Genomic DNA, 20959 nt, shown 5'->3' with positions numbered 1-20959 from the left:
ATATGTCGTTAACACCCAGTGGCAAGGAACGCCGCTCGATTAAGCGTCATCAGTTGCAGGATTATCTGAAAATTTATAACCGCAACACCATGCGAGTTATGGGGAGTATCGGGAACATCAGTTGTAATGGCTTAATGCTGATCAGCTCTGTCCCTGTGTTGATTGGCGCTGTTTATAATATGCGTATTATTCTTCCCGATGATGAGATGGGGGAGCGGTATCTGGATTTTGATTCACGATGCCACTGGTGCAAGCCTGATGTTGGGCCGGAATATTTTGACTCTGGCTACAGTATTGTCAATGCGGGTCATGATATTATCGATCTGGTTGAAACATTGAAAAGTTATTTTACCTTTGACGAAGTCACAGACTGACGTTTACAGGTAGAATCTTACGTTACCGATCGATTGCTGTCCCAGGTCGTCATGTCTGCTGATTACGTTGTCCCTGCCCAAGTTATAACGGTTGCAACCGAAGTCAAAAAAAGCCGATTTATTACCTGCATTTCTCCGGCCCACTCTCGCCAGGAAGCCCAGGCTTTTGTCGAAGAAAAGCGTATCGAATACCCGGATGCCACGCATCACTGTTCAGCCTTCGTTGCAGGAGCACCGGATGGCGGTGCTGTGGTTGGGTTTGACGACGATGGCGAGCCTTCTGGTACTGCAGGCCGCCCGATGTTGAATGTACTTCAACATAAGCGTATTGGTGATGTTGTGGCTGTGGTGGTGCGTTACTTTGGTGGCGTGAAACTGGGAGCTGGTGGGCTGGTCAGGGCTTACAGTGCGTCTGTTCAGCAGGCCTGTGAACAATTGCCGCTTGAGCAGCGGGTTGCACTAAGAGCGGGTGTACTTCTCTGTGACTATGCCCATGAGCAGATGGTTCGTCACCACCTTGGCCAGTTTCAAGCGAGTCTTGAACAGTGTGACTATGGTCAGTCAGTCAGGATGATGATCTCAATGCCAGAAACGGGAAGAGAGCATCTTGCCCGACATTTGTACGATGTCAGCCGGGGCCAGATTATTATTCAGTGGCAGGATGATGTCTGAATCTTTCTGTTTCATTGTCTTCTCTCCTCTTCCCTTCTCAAACTTGATATCGGCCACGTTATTGTTGAGCGAGAGTGTTTTTGTATTGGTAAACACCAGTACACTTTACCTGATCTTGCTACACTGAGTATCTGCTGTAATATTCCGCCTTACGGTTACCCAACCTTTCTTAAACGTGTATCGAATTTTATGTCTGAACTTAAACGAGCTATCAGCAACGACACGGTCGACAGCCTGAAAAGCAAGTATCTGACCTATTTTGGCGTTAAATCGAAAAAAAACCTCAAAACCGAGCTGGTTAACTCAATCGCAGAAGGTCTGACAGACCAGACGATCCTGAAAACATACCTGGGGAAACTGTCAGAACTTGAGATGGCCTTATTGCAGGAGTCGCTGTTCAATTATGGCGGATTGATTGATCGGGGCCGCTTCAAACTGAAATACGGCGACTTTCCGAATAAACCACAAAGTAGCATTTGGTACTACCGACAGGAACCATCAGACGCTGTCATGGTCTTTTTCTTCACTGTGGGTTCTGACTGGTACAACATTCGAAAAATGCCCGAGCCGGTCATGGCTTCCCTAAAGCAGTTGGTTGCAAAACCTGAACCGGACACGCTGACAACCGTCGTCTTGCCAGAGCCTCTGCCCAACCATCATATTCTGTTTGAACGGGAACGGCTGGCCCTGAGTGAGCTGCATTCAATACAGTTGTTATTGCAGGATAAGCAAATCAAGGTCAGTGAGAAAACAGGGGTTGCCTCAGGGGCGACGCTGAAAAAAGTGTCTTCCGCCGTACATGAATACTATGGCGACGACCCGTGTGATGATGCAAAAGGTTGCGAGTCGATGCTGGCTTACGGCTGGCTGAGACTACTGGGCAACAGCAAATTTACCAAACAGTCAGGCACCACACTGATTCCTGCCAAAAAGACAGATCGCAACCCGGCTGACACCATCAGGGAAATGTGGGCTCAATGGTTGAATAATAAGAAAGAAGACGAATTTCGTCGTATTGATCGCATCAAGGGACAAACCGGTAAAGGGAAGCGCTATTTCACCGATGTCCTGAAAAGAAGAGAGGTCATTACTGCTTACCTGAAGGGCTGTGAAGTCAATGCCTGGATTGCCTTTGCCGACTTTGCCAATTTTATGTTCATCACCGGTGCTGACCTGGAAGTGACAACAGCATTGCACCATCTCTATATCTACAATCCGGGTGACGGATGTCTCGATGGCAGGAGTTGGGACTATCTTGAAGTCCGTTATTTGCGCTGTTTCCTGCTGGAGTATGCGGCAACCCTGGGGCTGGTGGATGTGGTAATGGCTCCCCCTGATCACGATGAGAGCTTTGATGATCAATACGGCGATATGGAGTGCCTCAGCCGCTACGACGGTCTGCGATATTTCCGCCTGACACCTTTGGGTCAGTACGCACTGGGTCTGACTGACCATTATAAGGCAGACCATAAGGAGTCAACTGAAACACCGCTGACCATTCAACGACAAGGACGCATTGCTTTTGACCGTGAGCCGACGCCCTGGGAACAGCGCTTCCTGTCACTGTACGCTGATCATCATAAGGATCATATCTGGAAGCTGTCCCGTAAAAGGATGATGGAAACGCTGCAAATTGGCGGTAGTGTCGATGAATTAAAGGCCTTCCTTCAGGCTCGGGATGATCAGCCCTTTTTACCGGAAGATTGTGAGAGTATCCTCAAGCAGGCGGCGGCCAATGTCGGGGGCGTGGAGATAAAAGAAGAAGCGCTGATCGTGAACTGCAAAACTCAGGACATTGTCGAGTTTATTATCAACGATAAAGTGCTGTCCAAGTGGTGTCAGCGGTTGGGTAAGCAGCAGATCGTGATTCCCAAAAGTAAAGAGAAGAAGTTTAAAGAGAGCCTGAACTCTGTTGGGATCGGTTGTGTCTGATTTTATGAATAATGATGAAAGGGGCTAATATGCAGTCATTTTATTTCCATGACTACGAAACTTTCGGTATCGATCCTGCCCTTGACTGGCCAGCCCAGTTTGCGGGTATCCGGACGGACGCAGAGTTGAATGAGGTGGGAGAGCCGCTGAATATTTTCTGTAAATTGCCGGAAGACCATCTGCCGAACCCTATGGCCTGTCTGGTAACCGGCTTGACACCACAAAAGGTGAACGAGCAGGGGACAGTGGAGCCGGACTTTATTCGTCGTATTCATACGGAGTTTATGGTGCCAGGCACTTGTGCTCTGGGCTATAACACTATTCGCTTTGATGATGAGGTAACCCGGAACATCCTCTACCGGAATTTTTATGACCCTTATGCTCGGGAGTGGCAGAATGGCAACAGTCGCTGGGATTTGATCGATCTGGTCCGATTGACTGCGGCTTTGCGGCCAGAAGGCATTGAATGGCCGTTGCGTGAAGATGGTTGCAAAAGCTTCAGGCTGGAGGAGATTACTGCGGCGAATGGTCTGGATCACGGTGCAGCTCATGATGCCCTGAGTGATGTCCGTGCCACTATTGCGCTGGCAAGGTTGATTCGCCAACGGCAGCCCAGGGTGTTCCAGTTCTATCTGTCCCATCGTGGTAAACGTGAAGTGGCCGGGTTATTAAATCTGGTCAGCCAGCAGATGGTGGTACATGTCTCCGGTATGTTTGGAGCACGGCGCAATAACCTGGCTGTGGTGCTGCCGTTGATTGATCATCCGGTAAACCGTAATGGTATTGTCGTTTATGATCTGTCGGTGGATCCGGCACCTTTGTTGAATTTGTCGGTGGATGAAATACGACGAAGGCTGTTTACACCCGTTGATCAATTAGGTGATGGGGAAGCTCGAATTCCGTTAAAGACCATTCATATTAATAAATGCCCGGCGGTTGCTCCCCTGAATGTTCTCAGGACCGAAGACCAGGATCGTCTTGAATTGGACCTTGCCAGGTGTGAAGCGCACCGGAGCCAGTTGCTGGCGGACAACGGGCTGGCGGCAAAACTCAGGGCGGTGTTTTCAGAATCACCAGCGATAAGGCACACGGATCCTGATCAGATGATTTATTCGGGTGGTTTCTTCTCACCGGCAGACAAAAACGAAATGAGCCGGATTGTTTCATCCAACCCTGCGCAGTTACCTGAACTTGGCCTCTCGTTTTCCGATAAGCGGCTGGAAGAGATGCTGTTTCGTTATCGTGGCCGACACTATTTTGAAACCATGGATAAAGAAGACCGGGGGCTTTGGAAGCAATATTGCCGTGATCGATTGTCTGGGGAGTTACATCCGGACAATAAACAACTATTAACGCTTGATCATTTCTGGAACGAATTGAGAGAGGCACAGGCGGTGGCTGGGGAAGATTTGGAAAAACAGCATATACTGGCACAATTGTCTGATTATGTGCAGGGGCGTGAGAACACTCTGGCCAATCAGGACTTTTATTAATCCGCTATCAAGTGCGTAACCGGTTAAAGACTGTTTACGAAAGTGCCCATCCCAATAAAGCAGCCTGCAAGCACATAGGGTTTTATGTGCTTAAGCTTATTGGAATGACTGTTTGACGACCAGGTTCAGCTGTTCTGCCAGTCGGCCGTAGATGGTGGGTTTTTCAATGTAATCGACAGCGCCCGCTTTAATGGCTGCAACAGCGCTGGATACATCATTATGATGTCCAAGGATGATAACCGGAACCTGGTGGTCGCTACTGGCCAGGTCCTGCATCAGGTTCAGGGCCTGACCATCAGGCTGGTCATTGGCTGCAATGATACAGGATGGCTGGTCGGCCTTAAGTGCATTTAACAGTTCAAAATGCGAACTGAAGCAGATAAGCTCCATGGATTTTTCATGGCACAGGCTGCGAATAGTCTCGGCAGTGCCGGAATCCTGTTCCAATAAGTAGACTGAGCAGTGGGTTGCGAGGTTCATAAAGGCAGCCTGGCGGTAATAAGTAACCTGTCGTTTGCAAGGCGTGTTGCAATGAAACAGCTGTAAGCAAAAAAGCTGCTGCTTATCGATAACATGCGGCAGGATTGGCATGCATGGCGTATGCAGGCTGTTTCGCCGTTAACAGCAGCTCAAGAAGCAACCTTTAAAATATGAAATACCCTCTGATTCAAATTTAACCGAACTTGTTTAGAAAGTATTTCACCGTCTCTTCTTGCCATTGTCTAATGGTACGACTTCAGTTTAGGTTTAGCTGGCTTAATCCTGAATGGAGGGATGTACTTGACGTGATTCGGCGAGTACCTAAGTGTATGACTGTTCGTTCGTTCAATTATTATATTATTCGTTTAGATCATTTTTTTTAGAATTAAACGGAAATTATAATGGGTCGTTATTTGGTCAATCCCGTAATAGCTTCGGGGTAATTCCATTATAGAAGTAAACGACTTGCTTTTCATTCCATTAGCCATGGTATCGAAACTTTATACAGGTGTTTCAAGCTGGCTGGTTAACCAATCCGGGAAAGCGGGTGTAGCTTATGCAGAAGTGGCTCCGCAACCTCATAGAGTGAGGTATACGGAGCAGGCCGGTGCAGGTTAGATTTTGAAGTTAAATTCGCCGTCCAGATGTTCTTTTACCTGCATGACCTGACGCACCAGGTGAGCAAGGGATTTGGTACCCATCTTTTCCATAACGCGGGAGCGATGGATTTCCACCGTGCGCTGACTCAGGTTGATATCCGCAGCGATGACCTTGTTGGCTTTACCCTCAACCACATGGTGCAGTACTTCACGCTCACGATCAGTCAGGGTTGACAGCCTGCGGAGAATTTCCTTGTGCTCCAGCAGTTCTCTTCTCTGCTGCGTATCCAGTTTCAGGGCATCGTTGATCAGGTCCAGTAGTTCCTGGTCGCGGAAAGGTTTCTGGATAAAGTTCATTGCGCCATCTTTGATGGCCTGAACCGCCATAGGCACATCACCATGACCCGTGATGAAGATGATGGGCAGAATGCAGTGCATCTCGTTGAGCTTGCTCTGCAGCTCAAGTCCGCTCATGCCGGGCATGCGGATGTCCAGCACAATACAGCCAGGCCGGTTTTCATCGTAAACTTCAAGGAACTCAGCAGGTGAAGAGAAGGCTTCGACAGTCTGACCTACTGACCTCATCAACATTTTCAGCGAGTCACGCACAGCCTCGTCATCATCGATGATAAATACGGTTGGTTCTTGCTTCATGTCCTGTTGCTGCATAATGACTCCACTGTGAGAAGTTTGCCGTATAATTCGGTGTTTTTGCCATCAGGCTGGAAAGAAGTGATGCGGGAAAGCCATAATTAACGCTCTTTGAGCATCAACTGCGTTAACCGGAAGGTTGGCCGGAAGTCACACAGGTTGAAAAAGATTGCTTAAAAGTTGTGGAATTCGCTCTGTGTTTTAGCGTCTCTCGGCAAAGAGTTTAGCAGAGTGTGATGCTGTTGCTTTATCAGGGCAAATAAAAAACAACTCCGGCTTACACTGGAACTCTTTTTGAAGATCAGTCGTTATTTTCGCAGTTTATGCAGAGTAATACTTCCCGCAGGTATCAATTTCTTCTGGTTTCGTACCAGTATTTCCGTTGACTGCGTAAATTTACAGGTTATGTAACGCAAACAAACATCAATCTGAGTAAGGCGCATTATATTAGATGATATTTCCTGTATTGTTATCAGGGATAATACTGCTTGGGTTGTGGATTTGTGCGTAGGTGGAGTGTTTGTGGTGGAGGGTATTGAAGCAAAAGGCCTGTACTTCTACAGGCTCTGAAGTCAGTGTTAAATCATCAGTGAGCTGACTGGCTCAGATTCAGCGGCGCAATCATGTTTTCCGGTTTCAGGATCTCTTTTAGCTGATCTTCGGTCAGCAGGCCTTCTTCCAGCACCAGGTCAACTACACGACGGCCGCTCTTCAGGGCAGTCTTGGCGATGCGGCTGGAGTTTTCGTAGCCCAGGTATGGGTTCAGTGCGGTAACCAGACCAACACTGTTGTCTACGTAGCTTTGGCACACGTCACGGTTGGCGGTAATGCCCTTGATGCACTTCTCGGTCAGCATGTTCATGCCGGCAGACAACTGCTGGATAGACTCAAGAATCTTATAAACCAATACTGGCTCAGCGTAGTTCAGCTGCAGCTGTGCAGCCTCAGAAGCCAGGGTTACAACCATGTCGTTACCAATAACGTGGAACGCGATCTGGTTCATGGCTTCCGGAATAACCGGGTTCACTTTGCCAGGCATGATCGACGAACCAGGCTGCATCTCTGGCAGGTTGATCTCGTTAAAGCCACACAGCGGGCCACTGGAGAGCAGACGCAGGTCATTGCTGATTTTGGACAGCTTAACCGCCAGACGTTTCAGGGCGCTGGAGAAAATAACGAATGCGCCCATATCGGACGTGGCTTCCACCAGGTCGCCAGCCAGAATCATTTCCTGGCCAGAGATTTCACTCAGGTATTTGATGGCCAGCGGCGCATAACGGCTGTCAGCCGTGATGCCGGTACCGATCGCCGTACCACCCAGGTTCACTTCACGCAGCAGCGCGGCCATTTCACCGATACGCTGAATGTCTTCACCGATGGTGGTGCTGAAGGCACGGAATTCCTGACCCAGGGTCATAGGAACGGCGTCCTGCAACTGGGTACGGCCCATCTTCAGAATGTCGTTGAACTCGTTGGCTTTGACGTCCAGGGCATTTTTCAGGGTCTTGATGGCAACCAGCAGTGACTTGTGCTTGAGCACCATGGCCAGACGCATCGCTGTCGGGTATACGTCGTTGGTAGACTGTGCCATGTTGACGTGGGTGTTCGGGTGCAGGTACTGGTATTCACCACGACGATGTCCCATAAGCTCCAGGGCACGGTTACAGATGACTTCGTTGGCGTTCATGTTGGTGGAAGTACCCGCACCGCCCTGAATCATGTCAACAACAAACTGATCGTGCAGACGGCCTTCGATGATCTCATCACAGGCATCAGCAATGGCTTCTGCTTTCTGCTGGTCCAGCATGCCCAGATCACGGTTCGCCAGTGCACAGGCTTTCTTGACCATAGCCAGGGCCCGTGGCAGGTTGGCATAGTGGTTCAGCTGAACACCGCTGATCTGGAAGTTTTCAATGGCACGCTGGGTCTGGATGCCATAGTAAACATTTTCCGGAACCGGAGCTTCACCGAGCAGATCGTGTTCAATTCGGTATTGGGTAAGGTCTGTCATTTTCTTGGCCTGGGATAGCGCCATACTTGCGCACTGGAGGAAAATCATTAGCCTGCATCGGATAAGCCTGTTTTGCTTGGTAAAAGCAGGCTGGCTGGGTTTAGTCTGTGCCTCTCCATAACTATCAGCAATAAGTGGTACTACCTAACTGAATAAAAGTTATCAAAAAAATAAAAGATGAATGATCTGTATCAATTTTGATCAGTTTTTATATCTATGCTTGTGACTGGCAATGAGGACAGGTATGCCACACTAAGAGCCTCCAACGCTGAGTGTGGTTTAACATTCAGATTATCGGTAAAGAGTTACCCGACGGTAGTATTGTTCTCTATTTTCCTTAGGGCCTTTGCACTCGGGTTTATAGCAGGGGTCAAATGTCGTCTTGGCCCCGAAGCACAGGGAGGCCTTTTTTGCCATTTCGCTTCTTCCTGTTTCCTCCTGAATAAATCGAAAGATATGACCAAGACCACTTCCTGCGCGACAACGGATATTGTGTCTCATAGACTGTTGCAATTCTTTATCGCCGCCAAAGTTATTGATGTTATCAAGCCAGTCAGTTAGCGATGCAATACGGTCGTTAACTCGCTGCTTACTGTCTACTATCTCAGGTTGTTTAACCGTATGTTGCAGGCATAGGATCATCATCTGCTTTGCTAAATTCAGGGCATCCAGCCGCTCTTGTTGAGTTGATCTCAGACCACCGCTATGCGGATCTTCAGTGCAATGAAGAAGCGTCCATGTTGCTTCTTCGAGCAGGCGTTCGAACTGTAACATGAACATGAATTTCTGGTTTTTCAGAATGTCATAACATCTGACTTCCTCTTCAAGATTGTTGAAAATTCTACAGGTATGAATATGGCGAAGCAGCTTATTGATGACAGGATTCCGGTTTTCAGGCTTCATTGCTTCAAAAGGGTTGAGTTTTTTTCCCTTCCAGCCAATAACTGAAAATTCTTTAACCGCATCGTTATTACCAGAAGTGGTATCCTGGTGATATTGATATTTATTGATGAGCGCTTCTGTCAGTGACATCACTGAAGACAGATCGGTTAATAGCGCTTGCTTCGTCTCTATGGCAGATGTTGCTGAAGGTTTGGCTTCAATTAGCTCAACCCTGTCGTTTTTCCCAGGAGGAACGGTTTGCAATGCATTATTACTTGATGGTGTTATTTGGCTTTCTTCTGCCAGGAATATAAGTTGATTAACCTTTGCATTGCATTGCAACCATAAAGACCGCTCTGCTTCATGGAGTCTGGATTCTGATTTCTCTAATAAGGATTTGATGGTTGCCAGTTTTTCAAGATCAGGTGATTGGCAGTGCTCAAGGTAAAACCGGGCCAGTTCAAAATGCATCGTATCATCGTTACTGGCAGCATCAACTAATAACCGTTCAGACTTTTCCGGGTCAAGCTGATGGTTAAGGGCAATCATAGCCTTCAGCCAAATAACCATGGGGTTTTGACTATCTGAAGCAACAACTTCTGTGATGTTGCCGTCAAGGTAAGCAATCAGAGCATCGGAAACATCTGATGCAGTAATTTTTTTTATCTGTTGCCTTACTTGCTCTTCATCTCCAAAGTCAACCAGACCATAAAAGTTTACAAGGTTTTTTATCAATAAAAATATGTTTTCTGTGGTTGGAGCTATTTCAATAAGATCAGTAAGAACCTCCATGCTTTTACTGGAAGGAATATTAACTCCGGCAGGATTTAGTGATTTCAGGTGAATGACCAGCGATTGTTCTCTCAAACCAATAAATGCCGGGGTTCGGGCAATGTCAGAGTTCTCAAAGCTATCACAAAGTGATGCGATAACCGTCGTTAGTCTGGCTCTTGTTTCTCCCGAAACAGATTGATTAATGGACAGCTTGTAAAGTTTACCCAATGTTTTTGCCAGAAGAACATAAGGCACAAGATCGGGATCGGCTAATTGTCTGTCGATTATTATCTGAAACAACTGAAGGGTTGCTTCAGCAATTACAGGCAGTTTGCTATCAGATGGCTGCTCAATAGCGTCTGTTTTCAGCATGCAGCGCATGCTTGCCTGAAACCAGTGATGAAAGTTTTCCTTGTCTGTTTTTGTCAGGAACTCCTTGCTTTTTCTTTGTAATGTACCTGATAAATCAAGCGCTATTGATTTAAGCACTTTTAATTGAGTAACAGGCGTTTGTTCTTTAATCTGCTGGAGTTGCTGGTTTATGCCGGGTTTTCCCGGATGCAGTTCACTTTTGTTTATAACTGTTTGAATGCCATCGGTAATATCTGTATAAGATACTGTGGTCCCAATAATTTTATCCAGCTCATCTTTTCGTCCCTCCTGAACCAGTTTTTGTATTTTTTTTAATCCTTGCATCTCAGCAATATGCTGTCGTTGGTATTCTCTCGGAAGGTGAGCGGTTTCTGATTGCCACTGATTTTTAAGAACCCGGTCAGGAATATGCTGCATAGAGGAGGCCCCCCTGTCATATAGAGCTTTTGCAACTTTCTCTCTTTCTGAGAGGCTGCGGGCAGAAGTGCTCTTGGAGGCTTTTTTGGGTCGATGAATCTCTCGATGCTTATGCCGTGAACGAGGTCCTGGTTGAGAGGTGGGAGTCTCAGTGTGAGAACCAATTGAAGAACCTTGAGTTGCTGAAGCCGACTGATTGGCATCCATCTCTGTCACCTTTCCGAGCTATTCTGAGTTCAGATTAGACTCGGATTTGGTCTTATAGTTCTAACATTTGCCGACTTCAGGTAGTTTATTTTGTCCGTTTTGCGTGGCGCTCGCGGTTTTCCAGTTTTTCCCGCTCACTTTTTCTGATCATCACATACAGTGCTCCAGAGCCGCCATGGACTTTCAGTGCGCTGTGAAACGCCAGCACCGCTTCCATCTGGGGTAGCCAGTTGTACAGGTAACTTTTCAGCAGGGCAGGTGGACTGCTTTTCTCACCGCGCCCGTGGGCTATCAAGACGGTACGCAGCTCGTGTTCCCGGCAATCATTGATAAACTGGAAAACCTGCTCCCGGGCTTCCCGGGCGGTTTTGTGGTGCAGGTCAAGGCGTGCCTCAATATCATATTTGCCCAGGCGGAGTTTTTTGAACACGCCTTCCTGTACGCCATCCCGCTTCCAGACCAGAAAGTCATGGGGTTTGACCATCTTCGGGTTGAGCAGGGAGAGAAAATTCGGGTCGGTAAAGGTGTCTTCCGCAGCGGCCTTGCGAATCTCCTGGCCCGGTGTGACCCGCTGAACTCTCCGGGTATCTGCGGTTGCTTTCTGTTTTAACGGGTTGACGCCTTTCATCTCTTTCAGGAAAGCAGAGATGTCATCATTGTCAGAAGAGTTGCCTGATGAATTGTTTGCTGAGTTGCTCATAGCCGGATAACTGACCAAGTGAAACTGTTAATGGCTGAAACAGTGCGACCAGTCTTTCCAGACCGGTTCGAGCCCTTTGGCACGAATGGCATCCGCCACTGCTTCTGGACGTCGGTTGTCGTCAATGGTGAACTGTTCCAGATCTTCATTGCCCAGGATATTGTCATCGGCATAGCCACCGGGGTGGGTGCTGGAATAGGCGCTCATGGTGGTGATGCCCAGGGGCAGGACATTATCCCGGAACGTTGCCGATTCACGGGTGGATAAGGAGAGCTCGGCTTCCGGTTTGAACAGACGGTAAGCGCAGATCAGCTGAACCAGCTGTCGGTCAGAGATCACCGATACCGGCTGAAAATCACCTTCACAGGGGCGCAACCGGGGGAAGGAAATGGAGTAACGGGTGCGCCAGTAGGTCTTTTCCAGGTAATCCAGGTGAGCCGCCACCATGGCTGAGTCGGTTCGCCAGTCTTCCAGACCAATCAAGGCACCAACGCCGATTTTATCAATGCCCGCCCGTCCCAGTCGGTCAGCGGTTTCAAGGCGGTAGTTGAAATTCATTTTGCTGCCCCGGAGATGGTATTGCTCATAGGCAGGCCGGTGATAGGTTTCCTGGTAAACCAGCACTGCATCAAGGCCAGCTGCCATCAGGGATTGGTAATCTTCCTGATCCAGAGGCTGGACCTCAATACTGATATGGGCAAAGTGTGGCCGCAGCCGCTCAATCACCGATTTGATATAGCTGACACCCACTGTCCCGGGGGCTTCGCCAGTCACCAGCAGGATGTGATCGAAGCCCATCTTTTTGATCGTTGCCACTTCCCGGTCCAGCTCGTCCATCTTCAGGGTTTTTCGGCGAATTTTGTTACCGAGACTGAAACCGCAGTAAGTGCAGATATTGGTGCACTTGTTGGAGAGATAGAGGGGAATAAAGAGCTGCAAAGTATTGCCGAACCGTTGTCGGGTCAGCTGCCTGCTTTTTTGCGCCATGGCTTCCAGGTAGGGCTCTGCCGCAGGGGATATCAGTGCCAGAAACTGCTGATGGTTCAGTCTGGTGCTGTGCAGGGCGTTCTCTACATCCGCAGCGGTCTGGCTGTGGATGGTCATTTTCAGTTCATCCCACTGAAGCTGATTAAAGTGGTCAAGAAAGGTCATCAGGTCCTCTCCTAAAGTTCATCCAGAAAGGCCGTTAACGGGCTGCTGGCCTGGGCCTGCAAAGAGCGCCCCCCAAGACCGGCCTGGTAAGCCCTGCGTCCGGCGATAACGGCCTCTTTAAAGGCGATGGCCATTTGTACCGGATCACGGGCCACGGCGATGGCGGAATTAACCAGCACGGCATCAGCCCCCATCTCCATGGCCTGGGCCGCATCGGAAGGGCTGCCTATGCCCGCATCAATCACCACCGGTACCGAGCTTTGTTCAATAATGATCTGGATAAACTCTTTGGTCTTCAGACCCAGGTTACTGCCAATGGGGGAACCCAGGGGCATAACGGCGGCAACACCCACTTCCTCCAGGCGTTTGCAGAGAACCGGATCTGCATGGATATAAGGCATGACGGCAAAACCCATGGCACTTAATGTTTCGCAGGCTTTCAGGGTTTCAATGGGGTCTGGCAGAAGGTATTTGGGGTCTGGATGAATTTCGACTTTGACGAAATGGGTGCCGAGGGCTTCTCTGGCCAGCTGGGCTGCGTAAATGGCTTCATCCGCAGTGCGGGCACCTGAGGTGTTTGGCAGCAGGTTCAGGTTGTGCTCCAGCTGTCGGTCGAGAAGAGGCCCGAGGATATTGTCCTGCTGCTCATTCAGGTCAACCCGCTTCAACGCCATAGTGACCAGCTCACTGCCGGAGGCAATGATGGCATCGGTCATCAATTGGCTGTTACTGAACTTTCCGGTTCCGGTAAACAGTCGTGAAGAAAAGGTTTTATCCGCAATTTCCAGCATGCCAGCCTTACGTTATTTAGTGCGCTTCGGTTTATGTTTGTCTAGCCACCCGCCGTTGCTTTTATCAGCGTAATGTTATCCCCGTCACTCAGCAGATAAGATGCCCACCGGGAGCGGCTGATGATTTTACTATTGACCGCAAGGGCTATGCCTTTTTCCAGGTGGTTCAGTTGCTGTAACAGGGCCTCAACGCTGACAGGGGGCTCCACTGCCATCGGCTGATTGTTTACCGTGATCTGCATGGTCAATTGGGTGCCAGTCCTTTTAAGTTGGCAAGATTCTAAAGAATCCGGGGGGTGTTTGACAAATGATCTGCACAGCCGGGTTGAGGCACAAAGACAAATACTCTCCATTATTGGCGGTGACAACTCTACCCAAGGCAAGGTTCAGCCGTTAGAATTGACCGTTTATTTTCTGTAGCTCATCTGTTTTGGAAACCCCATGGAGAATCTGGATAACACGCTTGATACGCTGGTGGCCAGCGCACTCAGTGCCGTTGAAGCCGTTGCTGACGCCTCAGGTCTGGACGAGATCCGCGTTCAGTTCCTTGGTAAGAAAGGCGAGCTGACCTCTTTGCTCAAGGCCCTTGGCCAGCTCTCCCCTGAGGAGCGACCAAAAGCAGGTGGGCTGATTAACAAGGGTAAGCAGCAGGTTCAGGACGCGATCAACCATAAGAAAGCGTTGCTGGATCAACAGGCCCTGGATGCCCGACTGGCCAGTGAGGCCATTGATGTATCCCTGGCCGGGCGTGGTCAGGTGCCGGGTACTGTTCACCCGATTACCCGTACCATGGAACGGATTACCGACTATTTCGGTCGCATCGGCTTTACCGTGGAGCAAGGGCCGGAAATCGAAGATGATTACCACAACTTCGAAGCCCTGAATATTCCCGGTCACCATCCGGCCCGTGCCATGCACGACACGTTCTATTTTGACGACACTACCGTACTGAGAACCCACACCTCACCGGTTCAGGTTCGCACCATGGAGCGCTTCGTCAAAAATAACGAGAACCCGCCCATTGCCATTGTCTGCCCGGGTAAGGTGTATCGCTGCGACTCTGACCAGACCCACAGCCCGATGTTCCACCAGGTGGAAGGTCTGTACGTTGCCGAGAAAGTCAGCTTTGCGGACCTGAAAAGTGTTCTGATTGATTTCCTGAGAATCTTTTTTGAGCGGGATGACCTGCAGGTTCGTTTCCGTCCATCCTACTTCCCGTTCACTGAGCCTTCTGCCGAGGTGGATATTGAGTGGGGCCGTAACGACGATGGCTCGATCAAATGGCTGGAAGTCCTGGGCTGCGGCATGGTGCATCCGGACGTGTTCCGCTACTCCGGGATCGATCCTGAAAAGTACACCGGTTTTGCCTTTGGTATGGGGGTTGAGCGTTTTGCCATGCTGCGTTATGGCGTCAATGACCTGCGCCAGTTCTTTGAGAACGACTTGCGCTTCCTGGATCAGTTCCGTTGAGGACGGCGTCATTTTCAAACGTTTAAGAACGGTTTTAGCAGGATTGAGTAAATAGCATGAAATTCAGTGAAAAGTGGTTGCGGCAGTGGGTCAATATTGAGGTCGATACCCAGGCGCTGGTGGATAAAATCACCATGGCCGGTCTGGAGGTTGACGAGGTTGAAGCGGTTGCCGGTGAGTTTACCGGTGTCGTTATTGGTGAAATTGTTGCCTGTGAGCAGCACCCGGACGCCGATAAGCTGCGGGTGACTCAGGTCAGTACCGGCAGTGAGTCTTGCCAGGTGGTGTGTGGTGCCCCTAATGCCCGGGTGGGGATCAAGGTTCCCTTTGCCACCGTGGGTGCCGTATTGCCCGGCAACTTCAAAATCAAAAAAGCCAGATTGCGCGGTGTTGAATCCTTCGGCATGCTCTGTGCCGAAGAAGAGCTCGGCATGGCTGAGTCTTCCGATGGTTTGCTGGAGCTGCCTGCGGATGCCCCGGTTGGCCAGAATATTCGTGAATACCTCTCTCTGGACGACAAGATCATCGATGTGGATCTGACGCCTAATCGTGGTGACTGTCTGAGCATCGCCGGTCTGGCCCGTGAAGTCAGCGCAAACTTTCTGGCGGATGTGACAGAAGAGCAGATAGCCGAAGTGGCACCCGCCATTGACGATACCTTCCCGATTCATATTGATGCTCCACAGGGCTGCCCGCGCTATGTTGGCCGGGTTATTCGTAACGTGGACGTTTCCCGTTCTGCGCCATTGTGGCTCACTGAGCATCTGCGTCGCTCCGGTGTTCGTTCCATTGACCCGGTGGTGGATGTTACCAACTACGTTATGCTGGAACTGGGTCAGCCTATGCACGGTTTTGACCTGGATACGCTCTCTGGCAGCATTCATGTGCGCATGGCGGAGGCTGGCGAGAAGCTGACCCTGCTGGATGGTCAGGAAGTCACACTGAACGACAACACACTGGTCATTGCTGATGAGCAGAAGGCTCTGGCGATTGCCGGGGTGATGGGGGGAGAAGGTTCCGGCGTCAGTGACCAGACCCGTCATATCTTCCTGGAAAGCGCATTCTTTGATCCGATTACCATTGCCGGTAAGGCCCGTTCCTATGGCTTGCACACGGACTCTTCCCACCGCTTTGAACGGGGTGTGGATTTCCAGCTGCAGAACAACGCGGTTGAACGTGCCACGGCCCTGATCGTCGAGATTTGTGGCGGTGAACCGGGTCCGGTAACGGAAGTGGCCAGCGAAGCCCACCTGCCTGCTCTGCGTGAAGTGACACTGCGTTCTGAAAAAGTGACGTCACTGCTGGGTATGGCCATCGAAAACCGTCATATCGAAGCATTACTGTCGCGCCTGGGTCTGGGCTTAACGCTTGTTGAAGAGACCGATGACCAGGCATGCTGGACGGTGTCTGTCCCCAGCTGGCGCTTTGATATTGCCATCGAAGAAGATCTGGTGGAAGAGCTTGGCCGAATTTACGGCTACAACAATCTGCCTGAGAGCACGCCGACAGCGCTGTTAAAGATGAAGCAGGTGGACGAGTCCCGGGTTCAGGAATCAGACATTCGTCGTGTACTGACGGCCCGTGGTTATCAGGAGGCGGTGTGCTTCAGCTTTATCGCTCCGGAACTGCACCGGCTGTTTGATCCTCAGCGTGAGCCTGTTGCCCTGTCCAACCCGATTGCCAGCGACCTGTCCGTGATGCGCACAACGTTGCTGCCGGGACTGGTTAAAACTGCTGGCTACAACCTGAATCGTCAGCAAAGCCGGGTTCGTCTGTTTGAAACAGGTCTGACCTTTATCAGGGAAAAGGGTAAAGACGGCGATGAACTTAAACAGGAGCCAATGCTGGCTGCCCTGATGACTGGCAGTCGTCACCCGGAAAGCTGGCAGGGTAAGGCTGAAGCCGTTGACTTCTTTGACCTGAAAGGCGATTTCGAAGCGGTCTTTGCCCTGGGTCAGGCCGGTAATGAGTTTGTGTTCCGCAAGGGCGAGCATGCTGCCATGCATCCTGGCCAGTGTGCCGAAATTGTTCGTGATGGCAAAGTGATTGGTCATATGGGGGCCCTGCACCCATCGCTGGCAAAGACGATGGATATGCCCGCTGCGGTTTACCTGGTTGAGCTCAGCCTGAAAGCGGTGACTGAAGGCCAAGTTACCCGTTTTGCAGCCCTGTCGAAGTATCCTGAAGTTCGCCGTGACCTGGCACTGGTGGTTAATGCCGCCACTGCTGCTGGCGATATTGAACGGGTAATTGCCAGTGAAGCCGGTGAACTGTTGCGCCGGGTCAATACTTTTGATGTTTATGCCGGTCAGGGTATTGAAGCAGGGTTCAAGAGCCTGGCCATGGGCTTGACCTTACAGCATCCTTCCCGCACTCTAAAGGATGACGAGGTTAATGAGCTGGTTGACCGTGTTGTTGCCCGCTTGAAACAGGACTTCGATGCCAGCCTGCGTCAGTAAACGCCAGTCAATGGCCTCAGAGTGAATAATAAGATCATGGTAATAGCCTGTTATCTTTCTTTCAGAAAACCCGATACAGCTATTACCATGGGAAAAACAAAAAAGGGGATTGGTTCATGGGAGCCCTGACGAAAGCCGATATGGCCGAGCGACTGAATGAAGAGCTTGGCCTTAACAAACGCGAAGCCAAAGAGATGGTCGAGCTGTTTTTTGAGGAAATTCGCCAGTCTCTCGAAAAAAACCAATCGGTGAAACTGTCCGGCTTTGGTAACTTTGATTTGCGCGATAAACGTCAAAGACCAGGCCGGAACCCAAAAACGGGAGAGGAAATCCCGATCACCCCACGACGTGTGGTGACCTTCAAACCCGGTCAGAAACTCAAGGCGAGAGTGGAAACCTATGCAGGACATGGAACTCAGGACGAGTGATCTGCCAGCTATCCCTGGCAAACGCTACTTTACCATTGGCGAAGTCAGTGAGCTCTGTTTGGTTAAGTCTCATGTGCTGCGCTATTGGGAGCAGGAATTTCCCCAACTGTCACCGGTTCGTCGAGGTAATCGGCGCTATTACCGCCATGAGGACGTACAGCTGGTTCGACAGATCCGCAGTCTTTTATACGATCAGCGCTTTACCATCGATGGAGCCCGCACGCAGCTGAAGCGACATGCGGTTAAGCGACAAACGTTTGATTATCGTACTGAAATAGCGCAGGCAATATCGGAATTAGAAGCAGTTGTTGATATTTTGTCCTGAGCTAAATGATTTGGAACAGGCAATCACTTCATCCGAAGAAGTAGCTGAGTGGTGGTTTTTCCCAGGGCGGAATCCAGGATACTGGATCAATGAGAAAGGTGATGTCTTGCAAGTAATATTTTTCCCAGAGACTATCACAGCCATGATAACGTTTTTGCTTTAAGAGCCTGGGATTGTCTTTCAATTTCTGGATGTTATCCAATCCAAGTTTCAGCGCAATAAGTTCTTCGGGTGTGTTGCCATTTCTATCTTTATTATCACGTGTTGTTGTCGGTAATCTCTCCGGGAAATCGTGGTAACGGTAGCCATGTTTTCTTGCCAAAGCGCAATTTATATTGTCGGTTGTTTCCATTTGCTCCCGTTGCAGATATTCGAAAACTTCATGATCATCCTGCTCCACAGCACAATGAAGCAAAGTTTTCTGGTCTTCTGATTTGTGAAATAAATACGCTCGGTAATGTTCACTCCCCATGAAATGACTGCAAAGCTCACGTACTACTTTAAGACTGCTGTGACTTGCCGCCAGACTAAACAGGCTATTGCGTTTGTCGTTCGTGGTATTTGCCAGTTTACCCAATTTTCTGAGTGCTTCCATAAGGGTGAGTGCCCCTTCATTCCAGCCGGTCAAAAGGGCAAAGTGCAAGGCCGTGTCGTGGTTCATGGCAATTGGCAGGATATTTCTAATCTCGCCAGGGTCCTCCAGTCGTGCAGCATTAGCAGCGATAGCCGCAGTGACAGAGATAGTAGTAGTGATAGTAATGGAATCGGGAGTAGAAGACGTAGTGGTAGTAGAACAAGACGCCGTGTGTTGATCAATGCGACTCCGGCAGACATCATTCTTGAGAGCGAGCTGTAAGAGCTTCATATCACCTGCGAGACAGGCAATGTGCAATGGGGTTAAATCACAAGGGAGATCCCAGTCGTTTAATCCACCTTCAGCACTTTTTAATAGTCCAGCTGCCAGCTGAGCTGTTTCGACCAACATTTTAATGTCTGTCAACTCCGTAAAGGCCTTGGCAACCTCACCGCAGGAAGGCCCGTTTGTTGGTGTGGCCTTCACTCCTTCGAGTTGCGTTTCCTTGGCTGCTGAAGACTGAAAAGACAGATTAGTTTGGGAAGTATTGACATCCATAACAAAGTGACCTCGAACATGTGTCTGCGTAATTTGAATACACGACCGGCACAAAGTTCCTCACTACAATCAAAAATTTCCCATCACTTATTTACCAGGGGTGAAGAGTAGAACGTGGAGATGTTCTGTGATAAACCGGAAAGCCATGGCAATCGATTCTGCCTGGTCAGAAATTACTTCGGAACAGGCAGTGACTGATCACTTCATACGAGGTTGCATGATCTAAACGGCGAAATCCAGGATATAGGCTGCATTAAACCAGTAATGTCTTGCAAGTAGTAATTTAGCCAGGGGTTTTTATTGTCACTAAAACGTACTTCCTCTACAAGTTTGGGATTGTCATGAAATTGCTGGATATAACGCAGACCAGCTTTCATTGCGGCAAGTTTCTCGGGTGTATTACCATTTCTATCTTTATCAGCACGCGTTGTTCTCGGGAGCATCCGGAGCTGGTTGTCCTGATCATTCGCCGAACCTGCGATCATTTCTCTGGTTGCGGACATTTGCTGATCTTGCAGATAGTTGAAAACTTCCGGACCATTCTGGTCTACTGCACAATGAAGCAAGGTTCTCTGGTGTTCTGATTTGTGAAACAGATACTCCCGATAATTTTCACTCGCCTTGAAAGAATCGCAAAGCCCACGAACAACTTCAAGACTGCTGTGACTTGCCGCCAGACTGAGCAGGCTTTCGCCTCTGTCGTTAATCGTGTTTTTCAGTTTATCCTGAACATCAAGCTCTTCGATAAGCGCTAATGCTCCTTTGTCCCAGCCGGTCAGCAGGGCAAAATGCAAAGCCGTGTCGTGGTTCGTGGCAATTGGCCGTTGATCACCAACTTCGTTATTGCCCTCTGGTGATGCAGTTGCTGCATTGGCACTAGTTTCATTTGCAGTAGCATCAACATCAGTATCAGCAGATGTTTGCTGATCAATGTGCTCCTGGCAAAAATCATCCAGCATTGCGAGTTTTAACAGTTCCATATCACCAGCAAGACAGGCAATATGCAACGGGGTTAAATTACAGGGAAACTCCCAGTCGTTTAATTTACCGTCAGGATCTTTTAATTGTCTGGCAACCGCCTTGGCTTTTTCGACCAGCGTTTCTGTGTCTCTCAACTTCGGGAAGACGTTAGCCATCTCACTGCAGGATGGCTCTTTTGCTGGTATGGCTTCCACTCCTTCGTGTTGCTTCTCCTGAACTGGTGAAGCTGGAACTTGCCGTATGATTTGAGAACCAGTGACATTCATAACAAAGTGACCTCGGACATGAGCCTGCGTTGTTTGAACACCTGATCGATACAAAGTTCCTGACCAAAACCGAAAAAAAACTTTTCATCACCCATTCACCGGGGTTGAAGCGTCGAACCTGAAGTCAGCCTTCCAGCGATCAATGGCCACAATGGCATTGGCCGGATCTGAAATGGGAGATTTTGTTATGCAGTCCCAACAGTTTCAAGACCTTCTTAATGCATATCACAGCCCTTGTAGGAACTCTTCCATCCAGTCATCGTTGTTGACCAGTTCTGACTCTGTCGCCAATGAATCCAGTGTCGCCCATGAATCCAAATCCCATTCCACTATTTCATCAAGCCCAAGTGGGTCTCTTCTCCTTTTCTTGCTGGCTTCATTCCATTCTTTC

General features: G+C 49.4%; 18 protein-coding genes. 8 read left to right on the top strand and 10 right to left on the bottom strand.

What is annotated here, in order from left to right; translation table 11 throughout:
* Window positions 1–2 precede the first annotated feature (2 nt).
* From ACO6UY_RS03900 to sbcB, 4 genes are all read left to right on the top strand, one after another.
* Window positions 3–374 (top strand): PilZ domain-containing protein, encoded by a 372-nt coding sequence (locus ACO6UY_RS03900; protein WP_101747812.1) that lies wholly within the window; start codon window positions 3–5, stop codon window positions 372–374.
* 51 nt (window positions 375–425) lie between these two features.
* Entirely contained in the window at window positions 426–1046 is a 621-nt protein-coding gene (locus ACO6UY_RS03895) for a YigZ family protein (protein ID WP_422450515.1), read from the top strand.
* A 189-nt stretch (window positions 1047–1235) separates the two neighbouring features.
* Window positions 1236–2978 (top strand): hypothetical protein, encoded by a 1743-nt coding sequence (locus tag ACO6UY_RS03890; RefSeq protein ID WP_422489117.1) that lies wholly within the window; start codon window positions 1236–1238, stop codon window positions 2976–2978.
* Between the two features lie 29 nt (window positions 2979–3007).
* Window positions 3008–4471 (top strand): exodeoxyribonuclease I, encoded by a 1464-nt coding sequence (gene sbcB / locus ACO6UY_RS03885; RefSeq protein WP_422489115.1) that lies wholly within the window; start codon window positions 3008–3010, stop codon window positions 4469–4471.
* Window positions 4472–4567: 96 nt separating this feature from the next.
* On the opposite strand, the gene ACO6UY_RS03880 is transcribed toward sbcB, so the two are convergent.
* The 8 genes from ACO6UY_RS03880 to thiS form a co-directional block, all read right to left on the bottom strand.
* Entirely contained in the window at window positions 4568–4951 is a 384-nt protein-coding gene (locus ACO6UY_RS03880; RefSeq protein WP_269675130.1) for a response regulator, read from the bottom strand.
* A gap of 614 nt (window positions 4952–5565) precedes the next feature.
* The gene (locus tag ACO6UY_RS03875; RefSeq protein WP_101747807.1) at window positions 5566–6219 is read right to left on the bottom strand and encodes a response regulator transcription factor; all 654 of its coding nucleotides are present in this window, start codon (window positions 6217–6219) and stop codon (window positions 5566–5568) included.
* A 568-nt stretch (window positions 6220–6787) separates the two neighbouring features.
* On the bottom strand, window positions 6788–8212 hold the full coding sequence (gene aspA / locus ACO6UY_RS03870; protein ID WP_422467089.1) for an aspartate ammonia-lyase: 1425 nt from the start codon (window positions 8210–8212) through the stop codon (window positions 6788–6790).
* 291 nt (window positions 8213–8503) lie between these two features.
* The gene (locus ACO6UY_RS03865; RefSeq protein ID WP_422489113.1) at window positions 8504–10864 is read right to left on the bottom strand and encodes a hypothetical protein; all 2361 of its coding nucleotides are present in this window, start codon (window positions 10862–10864) and stop codon (window positions 8504–8506) included.
* Between the two features lie 85 nt (window positions 10865–10949).
* On the bottom strand, window positions 10950–11564 hold the full coding sequence (gene smrA, locus ACO6UY_RS03860; protein ID WP_422463059.1) for a DNA endonuclease SmrA: 615 nt from the start codon (window positions 11562–11564) through the stop codon (window positions 10950–10952).
* Between the two features lie 27 nt (window positions 11565–11591).
* A complete protein-coding gene (gene thiH / locus ACO6UY_RS03855; RefSeq protein ID WP_422489111.1) occupies window positions 11592–12716 on the bottom strand; it encodes a 2-iminoacetate synthase ThiH in 1125 nt (374 codons plus the stop codon).
* 11 nt (window positions 12717–12727) lie between these two features.
* Window positions 12728–13507, bottom strand: coding sequence for a thiazole synthase (locus tag ACO6UY_RS03850; protein WP_422489109.1), 780 nt, complete (start codon window positions 13505–13507; stop codon window positions 12728–12730).
* Between the two features lie 41 nt (window positions 13508–13548).
* Window positions 13549–13749 (bottom strand): sulfur carrier protein ThiS, encoded by a 201-nt coding sequence (gene thiS / locus ACO6UY_RS03845; protein WP_422463057.1) that lies wholly within the window; start codon window positions 13747–13749, stop codon window positions 13549–13551.
* Between the two features lie 199 nt (window positions 13750–13948).
* Here thiS and pheS point away from each other — a divergent pair, with 199 nt between their 5' ends.
* The 4 genes from pheS (at window position 13949) to ACO6UY_RS03825 (ending at window position 18189) form a co-directional block, all read left to right on the top strand.
* Window positions 13949–14977, top strand: coding sequence for a phenylalanine--tRNA ligase subunit alpha (pheS, locus tag ACO6UY_RS03840; protein ID WP_422463055.1), 1029 nt, complete (start codon window positions 13949–13951; stop codon window positions 14975–14977).
* Between the two features lie 56 nt (window positions 14978–15033).
* The gene (gene pheT / locus ACO6UY_RS03835; RefSeq protein WP_422463053.1) at window positions 15034–17436 is read left to right on the top strand and encodes a phenylalanine--tRNA ligase subunit beta; all 2403 of its coding nucleotides are present in this window, start codon (window positions 15034–15036) and stop codon (window positions 17434–17436) included.
* A gap of 116 nt (window positions 17437–17552) precedes the next feature.
* A complete protein-coding gene (ihfA, locus tag ACO6UY_RS03830; RefSeq protein WP_101747798.1) occupies window positions 17553–17864 on the top strand; it encodes an integration host factor subunit alpha in 312 nt (103 codons plus the stop codon).
* Entirely contained in the window at window positions 17845–18189 is a 345-nt protein-coding gene (locus ACO6UY_RS03825) for a MerR family transcriptional regulator (protein WP_422450527.1), read from the top strand. The genes ihfA and ACO6UY_RS03825 overlap by 20 nt, the downstream gene beginning before the upstream one ends.
* Before the next feature lie 28 nt (window positions 18190–18217).
* On the opposite strand, the gene ACO6UY_RS03820 is transcribed toward ACO6UY_RS03825, so the two are convergent.
* Together ACO6UY_RS03820 and ACO6UY_RS03815 are read right to left on the bottom strand one after the other, a co-directional pair.
* Window positions 18218–19321, bottom strand: a complete 1104-nt coding sequence (locus tag ACO6UY_RS03820; RefSeq protein WP_422463051.1) for a hypothetical protein — start codon at window positions 19319–19321, stop codon at window positions 18218–18220.
* A gap of 203 nt (window positions 19322–19524) precedes the next feature.
* Window positions 19525–20568, bottom strand: a complete 1044-nt coding sequence (locus ACO6UY_RS03815) for a hypothetical protein (protein ID WP_422489107.1) — start codon at window positions 20566–20568, stop codon at window positions 19525–19527.
* Window positions 20569–20959: the final 391 nt, after the last annotated feature.

The organism is Endozoicomonas sp. ALE010 (assembly GCF_049310165.1).
Classification (GTDB): domain Bacteria; phylum Pseudomonadota; class Gammaproteobacteria; order Pseudomonadales; family Endozoicomonadaceae; genus Endozoicomonas.
This window is presented reverse-complemented; position numbering and strand designations above follow the sequence as displayed.